The 21,192-nt window shown below is 72.2% G+C and carries 23 protein-coding genes and 1 pseudogene; 11 read left to right on the top strand and 13 right to left on the bottom strand.

From position 1 onward, the window contains the following. Positions 1 to 50 precede the first annotated feature (50 nt). The 3 genes from OG753_RS05415 to OG753_RS05425 all read right to left on the bottom strand — a co-directional run bounded on the left by OG753_RS05415 (position 51) and on the right by OG753_RS05425 (position 1,256). A complete protein-coding gene (locus tag OG753_RS05415) occupies positions 51 to 428 on the bottom strand; it encodes a hypothetical protein (RefSeq protein ID WP_405787369.1) in 378 nt (125 codons plus the stop codon). Positions 429 to 586: 158 nt separating this feature from the next. Next, positions 587 to 784, bottom strand: a complete 198-nt coding sequence (locus OG753_RS05420; protein WP_327260642.1) for a CsbD family protein — start codon at positions 782 to 784, stop codon at positions 587 to 589. Positions 785 to 899: 115 nt separating this feature from the next. Then, positions 900 to 1,256, bottom strand: a complete 357-nt coding sequence (locus OG753_RS05425) for a carboxymuconolactone decarboxylase (RefSeq protein ID WP_327260643.1) — start codon at positions 1,254 to 1,256, stop codon at positions 900 to 902. A gap of 228 nt (positions 1,257 to 1,484) precedes the next feature. On the opposite strand from OG753_RS05425, the gene OG753_RS05430 reads away from it, so the two are divergent. Together OG753_RS05430 and OG753_RS05435 are read left to right on the top strand one after the other, a co-directional pair. Beyond that, on the top strand, positions 1,485 to 2,660 hold the full coding sequence (locus OG753_RS05430) for a UDP-N-acetylglucosamine--N-acetylmuramyl-(pentapeptide) pyrophosphoryl-undecaprenol N-acetylglucosamine transferase (protein WP_327260644.1): 1,176 nt from the start codon (positions 1,485 to 1,487) through the stop codon (positions 2,658 to 2,660). A gap of 45 nt (positions 2,661 to 2,705) precedes the next feature. Beyond that, entirely contained in the window at positions 2,706 to 3,584 is an 879-nt protein-coding gene (locus tag OG753_RS05435) for an alpha/beta fold hydrolase (protein ID WP_405787371.1), read from the top strand. Here OG753_RS05435 and OG753_RS05440 read toward each other — a convergent pair. Together OG753_RS05440 and OG753_RS05445 are read right to left on the bottom strand one after the other, a co-directional pair. Beyond that, a complete protein-coding gene (locus OG753_RS05440; RefSeq protein WP_405787373.1) occupies positions 3,581 to 4,471 on the bottom strand; it encodes an NAD(P)H-binding protein in 891 nt (296 codons plus the stop codon). The two genes, OG753_RS05435 and OG753_RS05440, sit on opposite strands and share 4 nt — an antisense overlap. Next, a complete protein-coding gene (locus OG753_RS05445; protein WP_327260647.1) occupies positions 4,468 to 4,911 on the bottom strand; it encodes a nuclear transport factor 2 family protein in 444 nt (147 codons plus the stop codon). The genes OG753_RS05440 and OG753_RS05445 overlap by 4 nt, the downstream gene beginning before the upstream one ends. 99 nt (positions 4,912 to 5,010) lie before the next feature. Between OG753_RS05445 and OG753_RS05450 the strand changes: the two genes are divergently transcribed. Beyond that, on the top strand, positions 5,011 to 5,622 hold the full coding sequence (locus OG753_RS05450) for a TetR/AcrR family transcriptional regulator (protein ID WP_327260648.1): 612 nt from the start codon (positions 5,011 to 5,013) through the stop codon (positions 5,620 to 5,622). A 3-nt stretch (positions 5,623 to 5,625) separates the two neighbouring features. Here OG753_RS05450 and OG753_RS05455 read toward each other — a convergent pair whose 3' ends face one another. Next, positions 5,626 to 6,543 carry a LysR family transcriptional regulator gene (locus OG753_RS05455; protein ID WP_405787375.1) on the bottom strand — a complete coding sequence of 306 codons (918 nt, stop codon included), beginning with the start codon at positions 6,541 to 6,543 and terminating at the stop codon, positions 5,626 to 5,628. Between the two features lie 168 nt (positions 6,544 to 6,711). On the opposite strand from OG753_RS05455, the gene OG753_RS05460 reads away from it, so the two are divergent. The 4 genes and pseudogenes from OG753_RS05460 to OG753_RS05475 all read left to right on the top strand — a co-directional run bounded on the left by OG753_RS05460 (position 6,712) and on the right by OG753_RS05475 (position 10,076). Next, positions 6,712 to 8,172 carry an aminotransferase class I/II-fold pyridoxal phosphate-dependent enzyme gene (locus OG753_RS05460; protein WP_405787376.1) on the top strand — a complete coding sequence of 487 codons (1,461 nt, stop codon included), beginning with the start codon at positions 6,712 to 6,714 and terminating at the stop codon, positions 8,170 to 8,172. A 95-nt stretch (positions 8,173 to 8,267) separates the two neighbouring features. Beyond that, complete coding sequence (locus OG753_RS05465) at positions 8,268 to 9,218, top strand: ABC transporter substrate-binding protein (RefSeq protein ID WP_405787378.1); 951 nt, start codon at positions 8,268 to 8,270, stop codon at positions 9,216 to 9,218. A gap of 129 nt (positions 9,219 to 9,347) precedes the next feature. Next, a pseudogene (locus tag OG753_RS05470) lies at positions 9,348 to 9,520 on the top strand (ectoine/hydroxyectoine ABC transporter ATP-binding protein EhuA); the annotation flags it as partial. A 154-nt stretch (positions 9,521 to 9,674) separates the two neighbouring features. Further along, the gene (locus OG753_RS05475; protein ID WP_405787379.1) at positions 9,675 to 10,076 is read left to right on the top strand and encodes an SgcJ/EcaC family oxidoreductase; all 402 of its coding nucleotides are present in this window, start codon (positions 9,675 to 9,677) and stop codon (positions 10,074 to 10,076) included. A gap of 100 nt (positions 10,077 to 10,176) precedes the next feature. Here OG753_RS05475 and OG753_RS05480 read toward each other — a convergent pair whose 3' ends face one another. Beyond that, the gene (locus OG753_RS05480; protein ID WP_405787380.1) at positions 10,177 to 11,331 is read right to left on the bottom strand and encodes a CU044_5270 family protein; all 1,155 of its coding nucleotides are present in this window, start codon (positions 11,329 to 11,331) and stop codon (positions 10,177 to 10,179) included. Then, entirely contained in the window at positions 11,328 to 11,954 is a 627-nt protein-coding gene (locus OG753_RS05485) for an RNA polymerase sigma factor (protein WP_405787382.1), read from the bottom strand. The genes OG753_RS05480 and OG753_RS05485 overlap by 4 nt, the downstream gene beginning before the upstream one ends. A gap of 232 nt (positions 11,955 to 12,186) precedes the next feature. Here OG753_RS05485 and OG753_RS05490 point away from each other — a divergent pair, with 232 nt between their 5' ends. Then, a complete protein-coding gene (locus OG753_RS05490) occupies positions 12,187 to 12,987 on the top strand; it encodes an arylamine N-acetyltransferase (RefSeq protein ID WP_405787384.1) in 801 nt (266 codons plus the stop codon). A gap of 39 nt (positions 12,988 to 13,026) precedes the next feature. On the opposite strand, the gene OG753_RS05495 is transcribed toward OG753_RS05490, so the two are convergent. The 4 genes from OG753_RS05495 to OG753_RS05510 form a co-directional block, all read right to left on the bottom strand. Next, positions 13,027 to 13,575: a hypothetical protein gene (locus OG753_RS05495; protein WP_405787386.1), complete on the bottom strand. Its 549-nt coding sequence runs from the start codon at positions 13,573 to 13,575 to the stop codon at positions 13,027 to 13,029. A gap of 96 nt (positions 13,576 to 13,671) precedes the next feature. Continuing rightward, the gene (locus OG753_RS05500; protein WP_327260656.1) at positions 13,672 to 13,965 is read right to left on the bottom strand and encodes an SHOCT domain-containing protein; all 294 of its coding nucleotides are present in this window, start codon (positions 13,963 to 13,965) and stop codon (positions 13,672 to 13,674) included. 32 nt (positions 13,966 to 13,997) lie between these two features. After that, positions 13,998 to 14,471: a DUF6325 family protein gene (locus OG753_RS05505; protein ID WP_327260657.1), complete on the bottom strand. Its 474-nt coding sequence runs from the start codon at positions 14,469 to 14,471 to the stop codon at positions 13,998 to 14,000. A 114-nt stretch (positions 14,472 to 14,585) separates the two neighbouring features. After that, a complete protein-coding gene (locus tag OG753_RS05510) occupies positions 14,586 to 15,242 on the bottom strand; it encodes a GAP family protein (RefSeq protein WP_327266644.1) in 657 nt (218 codons plus the stop codon). A 179-nt stretch (positions 15,243 to 15,421) separates the two neighbouring features. On the opposite strand from OG753_RS05510, the gene OG753_RS05515 reads away from it, so the two are divergent. From OG753_RS05515 to OG753_RS05525, 3 genes are all read left to right on the top strand, one after another. Beyond that, positions 15,422 to 16,318 (top strand): YhjD/YihY/BrkB family envelope integrity protein, encoded by an 897-nt coding sequence (locus OG753_RS05515; protein WP_405787389.1) that lies wholly within the window; start codon positions 15,422 to 15,424, stop codon positions 16,316 to 16,318. A 93-nt stretch (positions 16,319 to 16,411) separates the two neighbouring features. After that, entirely contained in the window at positions 16,412 to 17,839 is a 1,428-nt protein-coding gene (locus OG753_RS05520; protein ID WP_327266645.1) for a DUF2252 domain-containing protein, read from the top strand. Between the two features lie 87 nt (positions 17,840 to 17,926). Next, positions 17,927 to 19,573: an MFS transporter gene (locus OG753_RS05525; RefSeq protein ID WP_327260659.1), complete on the top strand. Its 1,647-nt coding sequence runs from the start codon at positions 17,927 to 17,929 to the stop codon at positions 19,571 to 19,573. Here OG753_RS05525 and OG753_RS05530 read toward each other — a convergent pair. Continuing rightward, on the bottom strand, positions 19,568 to 20,872 hold the full coding sequence (locus OG753_RS05530; RefSeq protein ID WP_327260660.1) for a hypothetical protein: 1,305 nt from the start codon (positions 20,870 to 20,872) through the stop codon (positions 19,568 to 19,570). The two genes, OG753_RS05525 and OG753_RS05530, sit on opposite strands and share 6 nt — an antisense overlap. Positions 20,873 to 21,192: the final 320 nt, after the last annotated feature.

A 21,192-nucleotide genomic window follows, 5' to 3' on the forward strand; every position in this document is an offset into this window, starting at 1 on the left:
GCCGTGAGCGCGGGCCGGACGGAACGGTCCGGCCCGCCGCACGGGGTCGCTCAGGAGCGGATGCGCAGTCCGATCTCCTTCTCCTGGTCGCCCGACACGGCTCCCATGTCCTCGACGGTGAAGTGCCCGGCGAGCGCCGCCTGCACGCGCTCCACAGCACGGGGTCCTCCCTGGAGGGTGACGCTCACCTCGTCCTTCAGCCGTACGGAGGCCGGCTGCTGCTCCGCCGGGCGTGCGGCGTCGAGGGTCGCGCTCCATACGGTCACGGCCTGCCCGGCTTCGGTCGCGCCGCCCCCCGTGGCTGCCGCGGCCTCCACGGGGAAGGAACGCTCCAGCAGGTCGAGGACCGCCCTCGCGTCCTGCGCGGAGCAGTCGCCGAGGGCCACCACCACCTCGGCCGCCGGGTTGTCCTGGTCCTGGCTGTCCATCGGGACCACCTCTCTCGTGCCGTGCAATGCGTGCCGAGCCATGCCGTTCAGTGCGTCGTTCGCCTGCGCCGAAGCAGGATGCGGCCCCGCGACGCCGAGGCGCCGGGGGCCGCATCCTGCTTCACCCGCGAGCCCGGAGGGGACTCACCGGTGTGCGGTCAGGTCCTGTCCCGCTTGTCCTGCAAGGAGTCGCGGACGCCGCGGGCACGCTCCTGGACCTCGCCCATCTCTTCCTTCGCCTTGCCCTTGGCCTGGTCCGTCTTTCCCTCGGCCTTCATCCGGTCGTTACCGGTGACCTTGCCAATGGCCTCCTTGGCCTTGCCCTTGGCCTGGTCCATCTTTCCCTTGTCAACCACGGTGAACTCCTTGATGCGGGAACTCTGACGGGACCAAACTAGGCGAATCCGGACTGTCGCGCGCGGCGAGCCCGCCCGGCGGAGTCCGTCCGGCGTCCGCGGCGGTCGCAGGGTTTCAGGACTTGTGGCGGCTCTCCGCCTCGGCGTTGGCCATGGCTTCGGCTTCGCTTTCGAGCATGGCTATGGCGACGCCGAAGGCCTGGGCGATGTGGCCCGCGGCCGACATCACGCGGGCCGTGCCCACGACGGGCGCGATGGCGACGAGCACGTCCTGGAGCTGCTCCACGGTGAAGTCGGCCTTGACCGCGGGGCTGATGTGGGCCAGGTAGGAGATGGCCGGTGCGTCCATCGCGACGAGGGCGGCGATGCGGGTGGTGATCAGTGTCCTCTCGTCCATGTTGCAGTGCTCGATGGAGTCGATCGTCATCGCGGCGAGCGTGTCCAGAACGGGAGCGTCAGACCTGGTGGCCATGTCGAAACCGCCTTTCGGTGCTGAACTGAGCCGGACGCACCGCCCCTGACCTGGGGACTCGGGACGTATCGGCGGGGTTGCCGTTTCAGCGTAGGCGTCCCCCCGACCCTGCGCCCGTTGGGCTGTGCGGGTGAGCGGCGGGCCGCCGTCGGCCACCCGCCGGGCGGCACCCCCGAGGCCCGCGTCCTGGCCGGTGGCCCCGGACGGACCGGCCAGTAGGGTTGCCGGGTGGACACTTCATCGAACCCTCGTTCCTTCCGGCTGCTCGTGACGGGCGGAGGGACGGGCGGGCACACCTACCCGGCCCTCACCGCGATCCGCACGCTGCGCCCCCGGCTCGCGGCCCAGGGCACCTCGCTCGACGTGCTGTGGATCGGAACCGCCGACGGCCTGGAGGCGCGCGTCGCTCCGGCGGAGGGCATCGCGTTCAGGACGGTCGCCACGGGGAAGATCCGCAGGTCGGCGAACCCCCTGAAGATGCTCTCGGCGGCGAACGTGAAGGACATGGCACGCGTGCCGCTCGGAGTGGCCCAGGCCCGTACGATCGTCTCCGACTTCCGGCCGGACGTGGTCCTGGCGACGGGCGGGTACGTGGCCGTCCCGGCCGGCCTCGCCGCCCGGCTGTGCAAGCGCCCGCTGGTGCTGCACGAGCAGACGGTCCGGCTCGGCCTCGCGAACAGGAAGCTGGCCGGCTCTGCGACACGGATCGCCGTGTCCTCCGAGTCCTCGCTGCCGCTGCTGCCGGCCGAGGTCCGCGACCGGGCCGTCGTGACCGGCAACCCGGTGAGGCCCGAGGTACTGGCCGGACACCCCGACAAGGCGGTGCACACGCTGAACCTGACGGGCTTCGACCGGCGCCTCCCGACGGTGTACGTCACCGGCGGGGCGCAGGGCGCGCAGCAGATCAACGGGGTCGTGCGCGAGGTGCTTCCGTGGCTGCTGAGCCACGCGAACGTGATCCACCAGTGCGGCCCGGCCCACGTCGACGGCCTCCGGTCCGCCGCCACGGTCCTCGACCCGGTCCTCGCCGGCCGGTACCACCTGACGGGCTTCGTCGGGCCTGAGCTGCCGGACGTGCTGGCGCTCGCCGATGTGGTGATCTCCCGGTCCGGGGCGGGGACCCTCGCGGAGCTGACCGCGCTGGGCAAGCCCGCGGTGTTCGTGCCCCTGGCCACCTCCGCCGGCAACGAGCAGGCGCACAACGCCCGGCACCTGGCGGACGCGGGCGCCGCGGTGGCCCTGCTCGGCGAGGTCGACGGCCGCGCCCTGGCGGAGGCGGTCGGGCCGCTCCTGACCGACACGGCCGGGCGGGCGGCGATGGCGCAGCGGGCCCGTGCGTACGGAAGGCCGGACGCGGCGGACCGGCTCGTGGACGTGCTGCTGTCGGCGGCGGCCGAGGGCTGATCCCTCCGCCGCGGCCCACCCGTGCGGGAGGAGACAGGAGCGACGATGGCCGAGCGCGTTGTCGAGGTGGAGGGCGTCGAGCTGTGCACCGAGTCGTTCGGCGCCCGGTCGGACCCGCCCGTCCTCCTCGTCATGGGCATGGGAGCCTCCATGCTCTGGTGGGAGGAGGGCTTCTGCCGGATGCTCGCGGAGGGCGGGCGCTTCGTGGTCCGCTACGACCACCGTGACACCGGCCGGTCCACCACCTGCGCGCCGGGCCGCCCCGGATACACCACGGCGGACCTGGTCGCCGACGCCGCCCGGGTGCTCGACGCCCATGGGATCGCGGCGGCGCACGTCGTGGGCGTCTCCGCCGGAGGGGCGCTCGCGCAGCTGCTCGCGCTCGGACACCCCGGTCGCGTCCGGTCGCTCGTCCTCATCAGCACGTCCTTCGCCGTGGGCGGGGACCCCGACCTGCCCGCGCCGACCGAGGAGTTCACGCGGTTCGTTGCGACCGCGCGCGTCGGCCGGCCGGATGCCGAGTCGGTGATCGACGACCAGGTCCGCTACGCGCGGATGCTCACCGGGGGCCGGCGCCCGTTCGACGAGGCCGCCGTCCGCAGCCTTGTCCGGCGGGACGTCGGGCGTGCGCACGATTTCGCCGCCGCCGGCAATCACGACGTGCTTCAGGACGGCGGGCGCACCCGGGCTCCCGTGTCCTCGATCGCCGTGCCCACGCTCGTGATCCACGGGAGCGCCGATCCGATGTTCCCGCTCCGGCACGGCGAGGCACTCGCGGACCGGATTCCCGGCGGGCGGCTCCTGGTACTGGAGGATGCCGGCCACGGGGTCGAGCGGGCGGACTGGCCGACGATCGTCCCCGCGATCCTCGAACACACCGCGCCGGGCGGGGCCGGGGCCGGGGCCGGGGCCGGGGCCGGCTAGACCGTTCCCGGCCCGGCCGCGCCGGACAGTTCCCGTTCGGCAACCGCCCGGAAGCCGTGCGGCGGGCGGCCGGTGAGGCGCAGGACGGTGTCGGTGGTGCGGTCCTCGGACCCTTCCGCGATGGCCCGGTCCATCCCGGCCAGCATCGTGGCGAACGCGGGCGGGATGACCGCGGCCAGGCGCTCGCGCATGGCTTCGTAGGTCAGGTGGTGGTGGACCACCGGGCGGCCGGAGACCTCGGTGAGGACTGCGGCGATGTCGTCGTGGCTGAGTGCCTCCGGCCCGGTGAGGACCAGGTCGGTGTTGGGCGCGAGGTCGTCGGTGAGGGCCCGTACGGCGACGGCGGCGATGTCGTCGGCATCGACGAACCCGACGCGGCCCGCCCCGGCCGCGGTCAGGAAGGCGCCCTCGGTGCGGATGCCGTCGGCATGGGTGTGCGTACCGGTGAAGTTCTGCATGAACCAGGAGGGGCGCAGGACGGCCCATTCCCCGAACAGGCCGGGGAGGGCCCGGTGCACCTCTCCCACCGCGGGGCCGCCCTCGGGGATCGCCGAGGAGCTCAGCAGTACGGCGCGGCGTACGCCGGCGGCACGGGCCCGGTCGAGGAAGGGCAGCATGACCGCGGCCGGATCCGGGTCACCGACGGGCGGGACGAGGTACACGCGGTCGGATCCGGCGAGGGCGTCGTCGAAGCCGGCGGGGTCGTACCAGTCGAAGCGGACCGGCTCCGCGCCGGGGACCGCGGTGGCCCGGCGGCTCCCCGCCCTGACGCTGCGGCCGGCGGCGATCAGCTGTGCGGTGGTGCGGCTGCCGGTGGTGCCGATGGCGCCGACGACCAGGGTGGTGCCGGTGGGGGCGACGCGGCCGGTGGGGGTGGTGGCGGTCATCGGGCGCTGCTCTCCATGAGGTACGTGGTGAAGTCCGCCCCGGCTTCCTGGATGCCGAGGGGGTTCCAGTAGTCGCGGTAGGAGGTGAACCGCCCGTCCCGGACGGTCACTACCGCGATGTAGGTCATGTCGAAGGGGCTCCCGGTCGCGACCAGCCGGCCCACTCCGCGCATCTCGGCCACGATGGTCCGCGGGTCGGTGGTCTCGTGGATCCGCAGGTCGGGGAAGTCGTGCAGGTCGATGTGGTCGGGATAGTCGCGCATGTATGCGGCGACGGCCTCCCGCCCCTCCAGCCGCCGTGGCCGGCCCGGCGGGGCGAAGGGGAACTCCATGACGCCTTGTTCGGACCAGAGTCCGACCCAGGAGGCGATGTCCTTGTCCAGGAGCAGGCGCAGGCTGTGGCGGTACAGATCCGCGGGGGAGGTGGTGGTTGCGGGCACGACGGTTCTCCGTCCACTACGATGCGGACCGACGGTCCGCTTCTCTCCCGAGAAGATACGGACCGCCGGTCCGCTTTGCAATCGGAGGGAACCCGCCCCATGACCGCCGACCGCAAGCCGCGCAAGGACGCGGTCCGCAACCGGGCGGCCGTCTTCGCGGCCGCCGACACCCTCTTCGCCGACTGCGGGAGCCCCGAGGACGTCACCATGGCGGACATCGCCGCGGCGGCCGGCGTGGGCAAGGCGACGCTCTTCCGGGCCTTCGGCGATCGCACCGGACTGATCCGCGAGCTGTACGAGGCACGGCTCGAACCGATCAGGGAAGCGGTCGAAGCGGGCCCGCCGCCGCTGGGACCTCAGACGCCGGCGCACCTGCGCGTACCGGCCCTGCTCGACGCGGTCCTGTGCTTCAAGCTCGACAACCGCCACCTCGCCATGGCGTTGGAGTCGGGCGGCGCGGACAGCCCGTACCGGACGGAGCACTACGACCGCTGGCACACGCTGCTCCGGGACCTGCTGCGGTCCGTCCCCGGCCCGGACGACGACGACTTCACCGCCCACGCGCTGCTCGCGGCCACCCGGGCCGACCTGATCGCATACCTGGCGGGTGAGAAGGAGGTACCCCGCGAGGAGCTGCGGGCCCGGCTGGCGAGCTTCACCACCGCGGTACTCGACTCCCGCGCCCGGCAGGACCGGCCGCCGAGGACGTGAGGGTCAGGCCGCGGCCCAGCGCTCCGTGATCAGTTCGGCCTGCTCCAGAAGCGCCGCGATCAGTTCCTGGGCGGATCCGGCGGAGGTGGACCGCAGTACGGCGACGCTGATCTCGCGGGCGAGGGCGGGCCGGGCCAGGGGGCGTACGGCCAGGTCGGGGCGGTGCGGTCCCAGCGCGAGCCGCGGAACGAGGGCCACGCCCAACCCCGCGGCCACGAGCCCCTGGACCACCGCGTAGTCGTCGGTACGCATCACGTGCAGGGGCTCGTACCCCTCCTGGCCGCACGCCCATGCGAGCACCCGGTCGCAGGGGTCGTGGGGGTCGGCGGCGCCCACCCAGGCGGCGTCCCGCAGTTCGCCGAGGGAGACCTGTTCGAGCGACGCGCACGGGTGGTCCTCCGGCATGACCAGGAGGAGCGGATCGGTCAGCAGCGGATGGACCTCGAAGTCCTCGTCGAGGTCGAGGCTGTCGCCGGGCTGCGAGAACACGAGGGCGGCATCGAGCTCCTTGGCCCGCAGCCCGCGCAGCAGCAGGGGGAGCTCGCCCTCGGTGAGCGAGATGTGGACCCCTTGCTGGTGGAGCCGCTTGACCGCGGGCGCCAGCAGCAGGGCGCCCGCGGTGGGAAACGTACCGATGTGCAGGGTGCGCAGGCCACGCTCGGCGAGGTCGCGCACCTCCTGCTCGGCGTGACGCAGGCGTTCGAGCACGGCCTCGGCGTGCGGCAGCAGGGCTTCGCCGAGCTCGGTCAGGGTGGCGCCGCGCGGTCCGCGCTGGACGAGCCGGGCGTTGAAGTGGCCTTCCAGGGCGGCGAGATGGTGGGTGATCGTGGGCTGGCTGTAGTGCAGCGCGCGCCCGGCGGCGGCGAGCGATCCCTCCTGCGCGATGGACCGGAGCACCTGGAGATGTCTGACGTCGAGCATATAGACACTCTATGGAGGGGTAACAAAAAGTCCACCATTCCTCAATGACTGCGGGGCTGCCACGCTCCCAGGGTGAACACGAGAACCACCGATCACCGCACCTCCTCCCCTTCCTTCTCCCCCTCCCTCTCCCCCTCAGGCCTCGGCCCTGGCTTTGGCGTCGGCCAGTTGAGCGCACCGTACGCCGAGGCGGTCCTGGCCCATGCCGGACGGGACTGGCTGAGGCTGAACGTCCCCGGCCATGCCGCGACCCCCGGATCGGACCTCACCGGCTTCTTCGGCCCGCGGATCACGGCCCTGGACTTCCCGCCCCTGCTCGACGGCATCGACCTCGGCCCGGACACACCTCTGGACAGGGCCCTGGCACTGGCGGCCGAAGCCTGGGGCGCGCGGCGCACGTGGTTCCTGACGAACGGCGCCTCACAGGGCAATCAGATCGCCTCGATGGTGGCCCCCGCGCTCGGGAAAACCCTCGTCGTGCAGCGCAGCGTGCACTCCAGCGTCATCGACGGGCTGGTGCTGTCGGGCATGGACGCCGTCTTCGTCCAGCCGTCCGTCGACCCGGAGCAGGGCATCGCCCACGGAGTGACCGCCGGGGACGTGGCGGCGGCGCTCGCAAGGACGCCGGACGCGGGCGCCGTGTACATCGTGTCCCCGAGCTACTTCGGCGCGGTCGCCGACGTACGCGCCATCGCGGACGCCGCCCACGCCGCGGGCGTTCCGCTGATCGTCGACGAGGCGTGGGGGGCGCACTTCGGCTTCCATCCCGGTCTTCCCGCCGGTGCGCTCTCCTCGGGCGCGGACCTGGCCACCTCCAGTACGCACAAGCTCGCGGGAAGCCTGACCCAATCGGCGATGCTCCACCTGGCGGAGGGCCCCTTCGCGGACCGGCTGGAGCCGCTCGTGGACCGGGCGTTCCGCCTCGTACAGTCCACCAGCGCGAGTGCCCTGCTGACCGCGTCGCTGGATCTCGCCCGGAGGAGCCTGGTCACGGACACCGGTGCGACGGGGGGCTCGATCGAGGCCGCGGACGAGGTGCGCGGCGTCGTACGCGCGCTGGGCCGCTTCGGGGTGGTGAGCGATGGCTTCCACGCCTTCCCCGACATCGTCCGAGCCGATCCGCTGCGGATCGCGATCGACACCCGCGTCGGCGGGATCAGCGGCCACGAGGCCAGGCGACGGCTCTTCCTGGACCACCAGATCATGGTCGAGGTGGCGACCGGCGCGGCGATCGTCGCCGTGATCGGTGCGGGGTCCGCCCCCGACACGGACCGGTTCGTCGAGGCACTGCACACCCTGCCCGCCCCGCTCACCGATTCGGCGGGTGCCGGCACCGCCGCCGGCGCTCGCGCCGACGGCATGCTGCGGCTGCCGACACCCGGTCCCACGAAACTCACCGCCCGTGAGGCGTTCCTGAGCCCGGCCCACGTGGTGGCCGCGGAAGAGGCCGTGGGACGGATCTCCGCGGACACGCTGGCCGCGTACCCGCCGGGCATCCCCAACGTCCTGCCGGGCGAGGTCATCACCGCCGAGGCCGTCCGTTTCCTCCAGCGGACCGCGACCGCGCCGAACGGCCACGTCCGCGGCGCGCTCGACCCGGGCGTGACGCGCCTGCGCGTCGTCGCCTGAGCGTCCGGGCACCTGCCCGGCATTCCACCCAGCGCCCCCCACCAGCGCTTTCCCCAGCGCCTCCCCCGCACACCGCCCCGAGAGAGAGCACAGCCATGGCCGCACGCATACCGACCCGCAGGACGATCGCCGCCGTCCTCGCCACCACCACCGCCGCCCTGCTGCTGGGTGCCTGCGGCGACCGGACGGACGCCGGCCAGGGCGCCGGTACCGCCGGAGCAGGTGGCGCGCAGAACGACGCCGCCCTGTTCTCCAAGCTCCCCGCGGACATCCGGAACGCCGGTGTCATCAAGGTCGGCACGGACGCCACGTACGCCCCGATGGAGTTCGTGGAGAACGGAAAGATCGTCGGTGTCGACCCGGACATCGCCGACGCGCTCGGCAAGCAGCTCGGAGTGAGGTTCGTCTTCACCAGCGGCACCTTCGACAGTCTCATCACGTCCCTCAACTCCGGTCGGCAGGACGTGGTGATGTCGTCGATGAGCGACACCATGGCCCGTCAGCAGGGTCTGGACGACAAGGGCCAGAAGACCGGCAACGGGGTCGACTTCGTCGACTACTTCGTCGCGGGCTCCGTCGTGTACGTCCAGAAGGGCAACCCGCAGGGGATCAGGTCCATCGCCGATCTCTGCGGAAGGAGGACAGCCGTACAGCGGGGCACCACCTTCGAGGAAGTGGTCAAGACCCGGTCGAAGGAGTGCGAGGCCGCCGGGAAGCCGGCCGTCACGATCGAGTCCTTCCCGACCGACGCCGAGGCGCAGACCCGTGTCAAGGCGGGCGGCGCCGTCGCGGGGGTCAACGACTATCCCGTGGCCGCCTACCTGGCCCTCAAGGCGGACGGCGGCAACGCCTTCGAGATCGTCGGCAACCAGATCGAGGCCGGCCCGTTCGGGATCGCCGTGGCCAAGGACAATCCCGGACTGCGCGACGCCCTCAAGGCGGCGCTGGCGGCCGTGATCGAGGACGGGTCGTACCGGAAGGCCCTCGACAAGTGGGGTGCGGGCACGGGGGCGGTCACCTCGGCGAGCGTCAACGCCGGTTCCTGACCCGCACGCACCGCTGAAGGGCAGTCGTAAGTCACCGAACACATCGACAGGACTCCTGCCGGGGCGGCGCCCGCCCCGGCGGGGGTCCCCCGCACACCGTCACCCCGCAGACCGTCACGGCCGTTCCGGTCCGCCATCCCCATGATCGTGGTCACGCACGAGAGGGGCTTCGCGCCCGCGAGGCCGGCGATTCGCCGGTCTTCATGGACGGCGGCGTGGTCGTCGAGTCGGGTCACCCCCAGGAGGTTCCGACCGACCCCCGGCACGACCACACGAGGGCCTTCCTCTCCAAGGTGCTGTGAACGACGCAGGAGGGGTACGGACATCGGCCCGCACCCCTCCTGTCGCACGCGCCGCGCGACTGCACCCGCCCTGCCGGCAGTTGACGTATCAGAATGCGATCAGCCGCGATCAGGCCTTGACCTCAAGGGCCGTTGAGGTTGAATCGTGATCCACATGACGACAGAGAACACATCCCGGACCGCCGACATCGAGGCCATCCACCGGGTGGTGGCCGCCGTCGAGGCCTCCCAGGAAGCCAAGGACCCCGACGCCTTCCTCTCCCTGTTCCACCCCGACGCCCTGTGGACCACCGGGGGCGGCAAGGTGCTCATCGGCCTCGACGCCATCTCCGAGTTCACCCGCAATGTCCTCCCCGGAGCGACCTGGGACGGCCGGGTCAGCTACACCGTCACCCACCTCCAGTTCCTGCGCCCGGACGTGGCCGCGGTCAAGGTCAGCCAGGTCTACCACTCGGCCGACGGCCCGGGCGACGAGGGCGTCCCGACGTACGTGATGACCAAGCAGAACGGCCGCTGGCTCCTGACGGTCTGCCAGAACACCCAGGTGCCCAAGTAGTCCTGGCCGGCCGTACGGAATCCCGGCGCGGGCCCGGCCGGCGGTCCCGGGCGAGGCGTCGGGGCGGGCGCCGGCCCGGACGCCTCGCCCCGCCTGGCGGTCAGCCCGTCGTGGGCGGCATCTCCCTGATCCGGTCGACGACCGCCCGGGTCGTGACGGCCTTCGAGAACACGACCGTGCCCGGCCGGACGGCGCTCCGCTCGCCGGACCCGCCCTCGACCCGGACGATGCGCTCGCCGAGGAAGGCGAGGGTCTGCCGGTCGAAGATCCATTCCAGGCGTTCGCCGGACTTCTCGTCGAGCCGCGCGACCGCGAGTCCGGGGCGGCCCACGGCGTCGACCGCGTCGTCCACCGTGACCACGCCGGGAATCTTCGCCGCGGCCCTGTAGAGCGCGACCGTGAGCCCGGGCGGCGGCAGAGTCCCGTGCAGCATGTCGCCGATCGTCGCGAAGGCCCGCTGGTCGGGGCTGGTGCCGTGGCCCCCGGTCCCCTCGCGGATCAGCTCCAGCAGCGCGTCGGGGTCGGTGGGCAGCCGGGCGAGGTAGTCGTAGCTGGGCAGGTTGAGGCTCTCCGGCGGAGCCTCGCCCTCCTTCCTGTTCCCCGACAGGTCCACTCCTCCCGGACCGGTGATGCCGGACTCGATCAGCCAGGCCTTCCTGCCGTCCGGGGAGCTCCATTCGTGCCGCGCGTGGGGTTCGTCCAGGGTGCTCCTGCCGTCGACGCTCCCCACGGAGGTGGCGGCCACCATGCTCCCGACGTAGATGAACCCGTTGGCGCGCACCACCGGGCCGGGGGCGGCGGAGGAGGCCTGCGCGAGGCGGTCCAGGAGCTGCTGTGTCCTCTGGGGTTCGGCGGTGCCGAGCGGGGCGGGCGTGGGCGTCACCCGATGCGTGGCGACCGTGGAGGCCGGCCGGTCCGCAACACCCCGGTCCGTGGAGAGGAGGTAGCCGCCGGTGGCGAGCGCGCCGACCATCGCGAAGGCTGCGGCGGGCACGAGGATCGCGCGGCGCGGGAACGGATTGCGGCGTGACCTGCCGGCGAAGCCGGAGCCGGTCGCCGTGGCGGTGGTGTCGGCCGCGGTGCGGGCGGTGGTGACGTCGACGGCGGCGGCTCGGAGGTCCTCGTGGATCTGCGCCATCAGACGCTCCTTGTGGAGCTCGTGGCGCCCCGGAGGCAGTTCCCGTTCGGTGAACGACAGCGGGAGCGGGTCCTCGTCCGGGCGGGCCGGCCGCGGCCGGGAGAGGTCGGCGTTCATCGGGTTCCTTCCTGTGCGGACCACACCGCGTGTTCGCGGTCGCCATATGTCTGTCGGGGCCGGACCAGGAGTTCCCGTCCGTTCCTCTTCAGTTCCGCTTCGGCGAGTCTGCGCAGCTTCGTACGGGCCCGGGACAGCCGGGACCGGACGGTCCCGACCGGGATGCCGAGGGCCCGGGCCGCTTCGGCGTACTCCAGGCCCTCGTACAGGCACAGCAGAAGGACTTCGCGCTCGGGTCCGCGCAGCGCGCCCAGCTGCGCCAGCGTGGCCGCGATCCGCCGCCGGTCGTCCAGACGGCCGGCCACCTCGTCGGCGTGGTCGGGCACGGATGCGGCGCCGGCCGCAGCCGTGGCGGCGGCAGCTGCCCGATAGCGCCGGTTGCTGCGGCACTGATTGCGGGCGAGGTTGGTGGCGATGCCCAGGAGCCAGGGCCGGAGGGAACCGCCCTCGGGGTCGACCGTGCCGCGCAGCCGCCATGCCTCCAGGAAGGTCGCCGACATGACGTCCTCCGCGGTGGCCCAGTCCCCGGTCATCCGGAAGGCATGGTTGTAGAGGGTGCGGGCACAGCTGTCGAACAGCTCCGCGTAGGCGTCCGGATCTCCGGACCGCACCCGGGTTCGCATCTCTGTTGTCACTCCTGTGAGCTGTCCGGCATCGAGGACGGGTTCCCGTGACCTGCGTCACGCCCATGGCGGGGTGGTCCTCCCCTCCGCGCCTCACCGGCCGCCGGCCTGATCCGCACCGCACAGCCTAGAAGGCGGAACCGCTCCGGCTGGGCGCGGGCCGCCGATGGGCCGATGGGCCTAGGTCGAACCGGGTATGGCGGGGCGGGGGGCGGGTTGCGAGACTGCCGGGATGGAAGAGTTTTCCGCGTCACGGGCTGACGCGTACCTGCGGCGGATCGGGGCCGGGCGGCCCGGGTCGGCGAGTGTGGCGGCCCTGCGCGATCTGCACCTGCGGCACCTGCGGACCGTCCCGTTCGAGAGCCTGTCCATCCACCTGGGCCAGGAGATCGTGCTGGAGGCGGACGCGTTGCTGGACAAGCTGCTCCGCGGGGGCCGCGGCGGGTTCTGTTACGAGCTGAACGGTGCGTTCGCCCCGCTGCTGCGGGCCCTGGGCTACCGGGTGGAGCTGCTGCAGGCACGGGTGCACAAGGCCGGCGGCGGTCCGGGCATCCCCTACGACCACCTGGCGCTGCGCGTGGAGTGCGAGGACGGGCGGGCGTGGCTGGCGGACGTGGGCTTCGGCGACCACAGCCACTTCCCGCTGGCCCTCGACGAGCGGGGCGAACAGACCGACCCGGGCGGGGTGTTCCGGATCGTGCCGGCCGACGGTCCGCACGGGGACCTCGACGTCCTCCAGGACGGCGTGCCCCAGTACCGGCTGGAGACCCGCCCCCGGATCCTGTCCGACTTCGTGACCGGCGCGTGGTGGCACAGCACCTCGCCCGCGTCCGGGTTCACCCGCAAGCCGGTGTGCTCAATGCTGACGGAGACCGGCCGGACCACCCTCAGCGACCGCGTCCTGACGGTCACGGCCGCCGGGGAACGCACCGAGCGCGCCCTGGCCGACGACGCGGAGGTCCTGGCGGCCTACCGCGACCACTTCGGCATCGACCTGCCCCGCGTCCCGGTCCCCCTGCACCCCCGTCCGTAACGGGCCGGCGCCCTCCACCCGCGCCGCGGCGCGAGGGTGTCATTCCGTGGCGCCCCGGGGCACCAGGCGGGTACCGCACCAGCTGCAGTACCGGGCGTCGGCCTCGATGGCGTGCCGGTGACACTGCTCGCAGACGAGGTGGAGCGGGCACTGCGGTGTGCGCGGTTCGGTACGGGGCGGCCGGCCGATGGACATGCCGGCGCGCCTGCGGTGCGCGGTGAGGACCACCAGTCCCTCGGGGCCGGCCCGGAGCGAGCGGGAGGCTCCGCGCGGCAGCAGGGCGAGGGAGCCGGGGACGACCTCGGAGACGACCCCGTCCAGGGTCAGGGAGCCGCCGCCCCTCACGACGGCGAGCAGTACGTCCACCTCGGGCTCCCGGTGGGCGGCGACTTCGCCGCCAGGCAGGAGGCGCACCAGGTTCGCGTCGAGCTGCCGGCCGTCCTGCCGGAGTCTCCAGAGGGCGCCGCTCTGGTCGTCCGTGGCCGCCTCGATCAATCCCGCGACCGTGACGCCCACGGATTCCTGCCCGACCACTGCGTACCCCTCCCCCGCGTTCGGCCATTCGGCCGACCCGCCATGATCGCCCATGACATCATCCCGGCTTCTGCCGCCGCCGACCACCGGGCTCGGAACAGTCACATGATCGGCCGGGCCCGAGGGCCCGGCCGATCCGAGAGAGATGTACTAGCCGAGCAGGCGTCGCTTCTGTTCGGCGAACTCCGCCTCGGTCAGCACGCCCTGTTCCTTCAGGGTGCTGAGCTGCTTGAGCTGCTCGATCTTGGCGGTCATGTCGTCCGCCGGCGCCGCGGCGGGCGGCGGGGGCGGGGGCGGCGGCGCCTGCTGCTGGGCCGCCTGCTGCTGTTGGGCCTCCTGCTGCGCCCATCGGCCGCCCTGGCGGCGCGACACGCGGTTGGACACGGCGGTCGCGGTGCCCGCGATGACGGCGGTGCGGGCAACCCCGCGAAGAAGTCCGGGCATGGTGCTCATCTCCAGGTCAGGCTGTGCGGGATTCACTCTCCGGCCGGCGGGTCCTCCAGGGCGTCCAGCGACGCCAGCAGGGCCTGTACGGGAATCCGTCCTGCGGCCACGAGCTGCGCTCCGCCCCGTCGCAGGGCACGGGCGAACGGCGCCGCCCAGGTGTTCTCGTACACGATGACTCCCGCGGAGCTGCCGGGTTCCAGGGCGCCTGCGGCGTCCTGGATGTCGCCGTGGTCGAGCAGGCCGGACGAAGCCCCCTCGAAGACGGAGAGGTCGACCTCGCCGCCGAGGTCCTGGAGCTCCACCGCCGTGACCGTGCCGTCCTCCTCCTTGCGGATGAAGACGAAGTCGAAGATGCGGACGACGCCCCGGTCGACGAGATCGACCAGGATCGGGAACGCCTCGCCCGTCATCCGGTTGCCCGGGAACTCGACCACGATGTAGTCGACCGGGCCCAGCTCGTCGATGTCGCCGAAATCGGCTCGCGCCTCGGTCTCGCTGCTCATGGCAGCTCCTGTCGGAGATCGGAGAGGGGGAAGTTCTCTTCATTCCAGCACGCGGCCCGCGCCCTCGCATGTCTGGCCGCTGCGACCGTCACGCGGTCACGGCGGTCACGGCGGTCACGCGGTCAGCTGGTAGATGCTCTGCGCGGTCAGCCACAGGCCCAGCAGCAGGCAGACGAACACGATGGCCTCGTCCTTGTGGCCCTCCATCCACGTACGCAGGCTCAGCAGCCGGGCCTGGGCGGCCTCCGGCGCGAACACCATGTACAGCTCCGCGGCCAGCAGGCCGGAGCTCGCCACCAGGCAGAAGCCGAACAGCGCGATGAACGTGGTCGCGTGCGAGGTGTCGGCCTGGACCACCGTCGTCGCGCCCGCCGCGACCATGCCCCACGGCTGGATCAGCACGGCCAGGCCCGCCGCGGCCCACGGCGAGCCGACGCCCATCCGGGAGGGCTTCGCCGTGGTGTCCCGGACGGCACCGGCCCGTGCCTTCCTGAGGCGGTAGCGGTGCACCCCGTAGACCACCAGTGACACCCCGATGGCCAGCTTGGCCGCGAGCGCCGCCACTCCGGGCGGGGAACGCGGTGACGGCGGTTCACCGCCGGTCAGCGCCAGCACGATCGCGATCACCGCGACGAGGTTGGCCAGCCAGGCCAGGATGAAGGCCAGCCCCTTCAGCACTCCCCGGGGCGAGGACACCACGAGGATGAACGCCATCATGGGCAGCGGGTAGAGGGCGATCGCCAGCGCGATGAGCATGAGGTCGAGGACCATGGCGCCCCAATCGAGTGACGACATACGACACTACGCACCGCTGCGGGCTCCTACACCTTTTGCCCATCGAGATGCCGCTCCCGGCTGCGTCCACCAACCTGGACGCACACGAAGGAGACCGCCATGACGACGCCGCCCCGGCACCCGCCGTCCCTACCGCATGACGTTGCGGGCCGCTGATGCCGTCGGGGCGCAAGGCGCGGTGGCAGAGCCGCTCCCGGGAGCTGGTCGCTGCCGGCAAGCGCGCGCAGATGCGGGCCGAGACCCGGTTCCCGGTGATCACGCACGTCACCGAGCGCATGGTCCTCGTGAACATCTTCGACTCCGCCACCCGGCTGGCCGCCCAGTGCTTCCTGACCGTGGTGCCCCTGCTCTTCGTCTTCGCCTCGTTCGCCCCGGCGCCCGTAAGGGAGCAGCTGGTGGAATCCGTACGCACGATGTTCGGGCTCACCGGTGAGGCGGACAAGCAGCTGAACGACGTCTTCGACGGCTCCGGCGAGGAGGACCTCCGCAACGCCGTGGGCGTGGCGGGCGCCGTGATCGTGCTGCTCTCGGCGACCGCCGTGAGCCGCGCCATGCAGCGGCTGTGCCGGCGGGCCTGGCAGATCCCGCGGGGCGGGACGCGGATCGCGATCTGGCGCTGGTTCGCCTGGATCGGCGCCTGGATGGTCCTGCTGGTCGTCCAGGGCCCGGTGCGCAACGGATTCGGCCTCGGCCTGTGGCTCGGGATCCCCCTCACGCTCCTCTTCCAGACAGGGGCGTGGTGGTGGAGCCAGCACCTCCTGCTGGGCGGGCTGATCCGCTGGCCCCCGCTGCTGCCCGGCGCCCTGCTCACGGCCGCCGCGGTCACCGCGCTGTCGCTGGGTGCGCGCGTCTACATGCCGATCGCCCTCAACCGGTCGCTCGCCGCGTACGGGTCCACCGGCTCGGTGTTCGTCATCCTGTCGTGGCTGATCGTGCTGTGCGTGGCGGTCGCCGTCGGCATCACCACGGGCGCGGCCCTCGCGCAGGAGCCGTACCTGGCCCGGCGGCTCGGCAGCCCCTCGCCGGGCAGGACGCGGCGGGACGACCCGTGATCCGCACCGCAGCGCCCGTGGGGCAGCGGGGTGGGGTGAGTGCCATGCTGGGAGGCGGGGCCCCTGGTGGCCGGGAGGTCAACGACGATGACGATGCGCGACACGACCCCGAACGTGAACGCGACGGGCGGCGGCCACAGGCTCTCGGTCGAGGACCGGGCGGCCGACGGCCGGGCCGCCCGGGCGCGGACGCCCCGATCCGCCCACGGAGACTTCGAGCCGTCGTCCCACCGGCCGGATCCGGTGGACGTCATCGAGCGGCAGTCCGCCACCCGGGTGCAGGAGCTGGTGCCGATCCGGTACGGCCGGATGGCCGAGTCACCGTTCCGTTTCTACCGGGGTGCTGCCGCGATCATGGCGGGCGATCTGGCCGGCACCCCCGACTCGGGTATCCGGGTCCAGCTGTGCGGGGATGCGCACCTGCTGAACTTCCGGCTGCTCGGCTCCCCGGAACGCAACCTCCTCTTCGACATCAACGACTTCGACGAAACACTGCCCGGGCCGTGGGAGTGGGACGTCAAGCGGCTCGCGACGAGCCTGGTCATAGCCGGGCGGGAGAACGGCTTCTCCGGACGCGAGCGCGCGACGATCGTGCTGTCGGGCGTCAGCGCCTACCGCGAGCAGATGCGTCGCTTCGCCGGGATGCGCAACCTCGACGTCTGGTACGCACGAGTGGACGAGACGCACCTCCAGGAGCTGGCGGAGGGCTCGTTGCACAGCCGGGGACGCAGGAACGTGAACGAGGCACTGAGCAAGGCGCGCGGGCGCGACAGCCAGCAGGCCTTCGAGAAGCTCACCGAGGTCGTCGACGGCCGCCGCCGCTTCGCCGCCGTGCCGCAGCTGATCACACCGGTGTCCGAACTGCTGCCGGGACAGGAGCGTGACGCGCTCGAGGACCAGATCCGGGAACTGGTCGGGCGCTACGGGGACAGTCTCCAGACGGACCGCAGGCACCTCCTGCAGCAGTACGCCATCGTCGACATGGCACGCAAGGTGGTGGGCGTCGGCAGTGTCGGCACGCGGTGCTGGATCGTGCTGCTGCTGGGCCGCGACGGCGAGGACCCGCTGCTCCTGCAGGCCAAGGAGGCCAGTGAATCGGTGCTCGCCCCGTACGCCGGCGCCAGCGAGTACGCCACCCAGGGCGAGCGGGTCGTGGCCGGCCAGCGGCTGATGCAGGCCGCGAGCGACATCTTCCTCGGCTGGCAGCAGACGCAGGGGCTCGACGGCCAGGAACGGGCCTTCTACGTACGCCAGCTGCGCGACTGGAAGGGCATCGCCGAAACCGCGCGCATGGTGCCGCGCGGCATGAGGGTCTTCGCCGGCCTGTGCGGCGTCACCCTGGCGCGCGCGCACGCCCGGTCCGGTGACCGGATCGCCATCGCCTCCTACCTGGGCCGCGGCGATGTCTTCGACCAGGCGCTCGTGCGGTTCGCGGAGAGCTACGCCGACCAGAACGAGCGTGACCACCAGGCCCTGGTGGACGCCATCGCGTCCGGCCGGGTGACCGCCGCCGCGGCTTGAACCGGGCCGGGCCTGTGCTTCGGCCACTCGGCTGAACCGGCGGGCGAGGTGCCCGGCCGCCTCCCGCGGCCGTGGCACGCTGCGCGCATGACAGCAGCGCAGGCGGGCCCGGCCGGGACGGCGGGGAACGCGGGGAACACGAGGCTCATCCTGCTGACACTCGCGGCCGGCCAATTCCTGATGGCCCTGGACAGCTCGGTGATGAACGTGTCGATCGCCACGGTGGCGGAGGACATCGGCACCACGGTGAGCGGTATGCAGGGCGCCATCACGGCCTACACGCTGGTGATGGCAATGCTCATGATCAGCGGTGGCAAGGTCGGCGCGCTCATCGGCCGCAAACGGGCGTTCATGATCGGCTGCGTCATTTACGGAGTCGGGTCCCTCACGACCTCGCTCGCCCCGAACCTGACGGTCCTGCTGCTGGGCTGGTCGTTCCTGGAGGGCGTGGGAGCGGCGCTGATCCTGCCCGCGATCGTGGCGCTCGTCGCCTCCAACTTCGGCAAGGAGCAGCGGCCCGCCGCCTACGGTCTCGTCGCCGCGGCGGCAGCGGTGGCGATCGCGGTCGGACCGCTCATCGGCGGCTTCGCTACCACCTTCTTCTCGTGGCGCTGGGTGTTCGCCGGGGAGGTCGTGGTGGTGCTCGTCATCCTGCTGCTGGCCCGACGGATCGCCGACGCGCCCCCGGAGCACCGGCCGCGGATCGACCTGTTCGGCGCGGTCCTGTCCGCCGCGGGCATCGGGCTGTTCGTGTTCGGCATCCTGCGGACCAGCGAATGGGGCTGGTTCCGGCCCAAGGCGGGTGGCCCCTCCTGGTTCGGCGTCTCGCCCGTGGTCTGGCTGGTGCTGGCCGGACTGATGCTGGTCTGGCTGTTCTTCCGCTGGGAGGCACGCCTGGTGACGCGGGGTGTCGAACCGCTCGTCGACCCGGAGCTGTTGAAGAACCGGCAGCTCACCGGCGGGCTGACGATGTTCCTCTTCCAGTACCTCGTGCAGATGGGCGTGTTCTTCGTCGTCCCGCTCTACCTGTCGGTGGCGCTCGGCCTGTCCGCCCTCCACACGGGCGCGCTGATCCTGCCGCTCTCCGTCACCCTGCTCGCCGCCGCGATCGGGGTGCCCAGGTTCCGCCCGAGCGCCTCACCCCGGCGCGTCGTGCGGTGGGGAATCCTGTCGATGTTCGCCGGCGCCGTCATCCTGCTGGCCGCCCTCACCCCGGATTCGGGCGCGGGGGTCGTCACCGTGCCCATGCTGCTCATCGGGCTGGGGATCGGGCTGCTCGCCTCCCAGCTGGGGGCCGTCACCGTGTCGGCCGTACCGGACGAGAAGAGCGCCGAGGTCGGCGGTATCCAGAACACCGTCACCAACCTCGGCGCCTCGATCGGCACGGCCCTCGCCGGGTCGATCATGATCGCGGTGCTGGCGGGCTCGTTCCTCACCACCATCGACCAGAACCCGGCGGTCCCGGCCGAGGCCAAGACGCGGGCGCACACGAAACTGGCCGGGAGCGCCCCGTTCCTGTCGGACGAGCAGCTCACCGCGGCCCTCGAAGAGGCGGGCACGGACCCGGTGGTGGCGCAGGCGGCGCTCGACGCGAACGAGAAGGCGCGGATCGACGGACTGCGGGCAGCGCTCGCCATCCTCGCTCTCGCCGCCCTGGTCGCGCTCTTCTTCACCCAGCGCATCCCGGCGGCCCAGCCCGGCGCGGCACGGAGACCGGACGGCGCCCCGTCATGACGGGTGCGGACTCGGGGTCGTCCCCTCGACGGGGGTGGTGGTGTCCTCGGCGAGGAAGTCCGTGACCGCGAGGGCGAAGAGCAGGGCGAGGGCGAGCCCCACGACCACCCAGCCGGTCGGGTAGGACCACAGGACGTACACAAGGACGGCGATCGCCACCAGGCCCCAGGTGAACCAGGAGCGGTGGCGCCGGATGAACGGGCCGACAGGGCCGGTGCGCAGGCCCAGGCGGTCGGCCGTGGCGCGGGTGGCGACGATCCCGGAGTGCCAGATCTGGCGGGCGGCCGTGGCGTACTTGCCCGGGCCGGAGAGCCAGGCGGCGAGGGCGATCACGATGCCGAGGACCACGACCATGCGGATCGTCGTGCGCAGCAGGCGGATCATCGCGTCGTAGACGGAACCGGCCGCGGCCTGGGAGACGGTGTCGGGGAGCGCGTTGAGGTAGACGGTGCGGAAGACGGTCAGCCCGAGGCCGAGGACGGCGACGGAGAACGCCACGGCGAGGGCCGCGGTGACGAGGATGCGGCGCCGGTGGGCGGAGAGCAGGACGCCCGCGGCGACGAGCAGCACGGCGATGATCGGCAGCCATACGCCGAGGATCTGAAGCAGCCGGAAGCCCGTCTTGACCCGGCCGATGTCGTTGGACTGCACGACGGTGAAGTCGGTGTGGATCTCGGGGATCCGGCCTGCCACGCCCATTCCGGCGTCCACGAGCCGTGTTTTGACCTGTTCGATCACCGGTGCGAGGTCGACCGTCACCGCATCGTTCTTGATCTCCACGGCGCCGTCGCCGCTGCCGGTCAGTGCCTTGACGAGCGAGGCGTGGATGGTGCGGTTGGCGTTGGTCCAGATCGTCTCGAACTGTTCCGAGGCGATGACGTCCTGCGCCTTCTCCTTCACGAAACTGCTGACCGCGCCCTCCAGTGAACCGCCGAGCTTGCCCAGGGCCTTCTGGAGCAGCGGCCGTTGGTCGGGGGCCGCGTCCTCCAGCAGGGTGGCGAGGTCGAGGTGCTCCATCAGGGCGGCGGTGACGCGGTTCGCGGCGGCCGCCTGGACATCCGGGTCGGAGGCCAGTGGGGCGACCGTGGAGACGTAACGGTCCGTGTTTCCCACGATGCTGGAGGTCCAGGACGCGACGATGCCGAGCGGGGCCAGCACGCAGCCGATGATGATCAGCACCGCGGAGAGCAGCGACTTCATCCGGTGCTTCGGCGGTGTCCGGTTCGCCGCCTCCGATTCCAGGGCGGCAACCCTGGCCCTCAGCGCCGCGAGTTCGCCCGCGCTCTCGTCACCCTGCATGGCTGACCTCCTACGGGGTCGGGAGCCGGTGGATCCCCCGGGATCCGGTGGGATGACGCTGAAGCTGCGCCGGGTGGGCTGTGGCGGCTCTCCTTGCCCCCACAGCCTGCACCGGCGGGTCGGGGGTGGCATCCGCAGTTCGGCCGTACGGATGAACTGCGGCGGGGCACGGCGGGGATGGGCGCGCTGAGCGCTGCCACGGGGCGGGGAGTGCGTCCGTATCGAGCGGACGATCGGCGGAAAGGGGAAGTACCCACGCCTTTCCACTCTCAACTTATAGCGCACAGGGGGGCTTGCGGCAAGGCCCCTGTCGTACCGCA

The organism is Streptomyces sp. NBC_00029 (assembly GCF_045160505.1).
Lineage (GTDB): Bacteria > Actinomycetota > Actinomycetes > Streptomycetales > Streptomycetaceae > Streptomyces.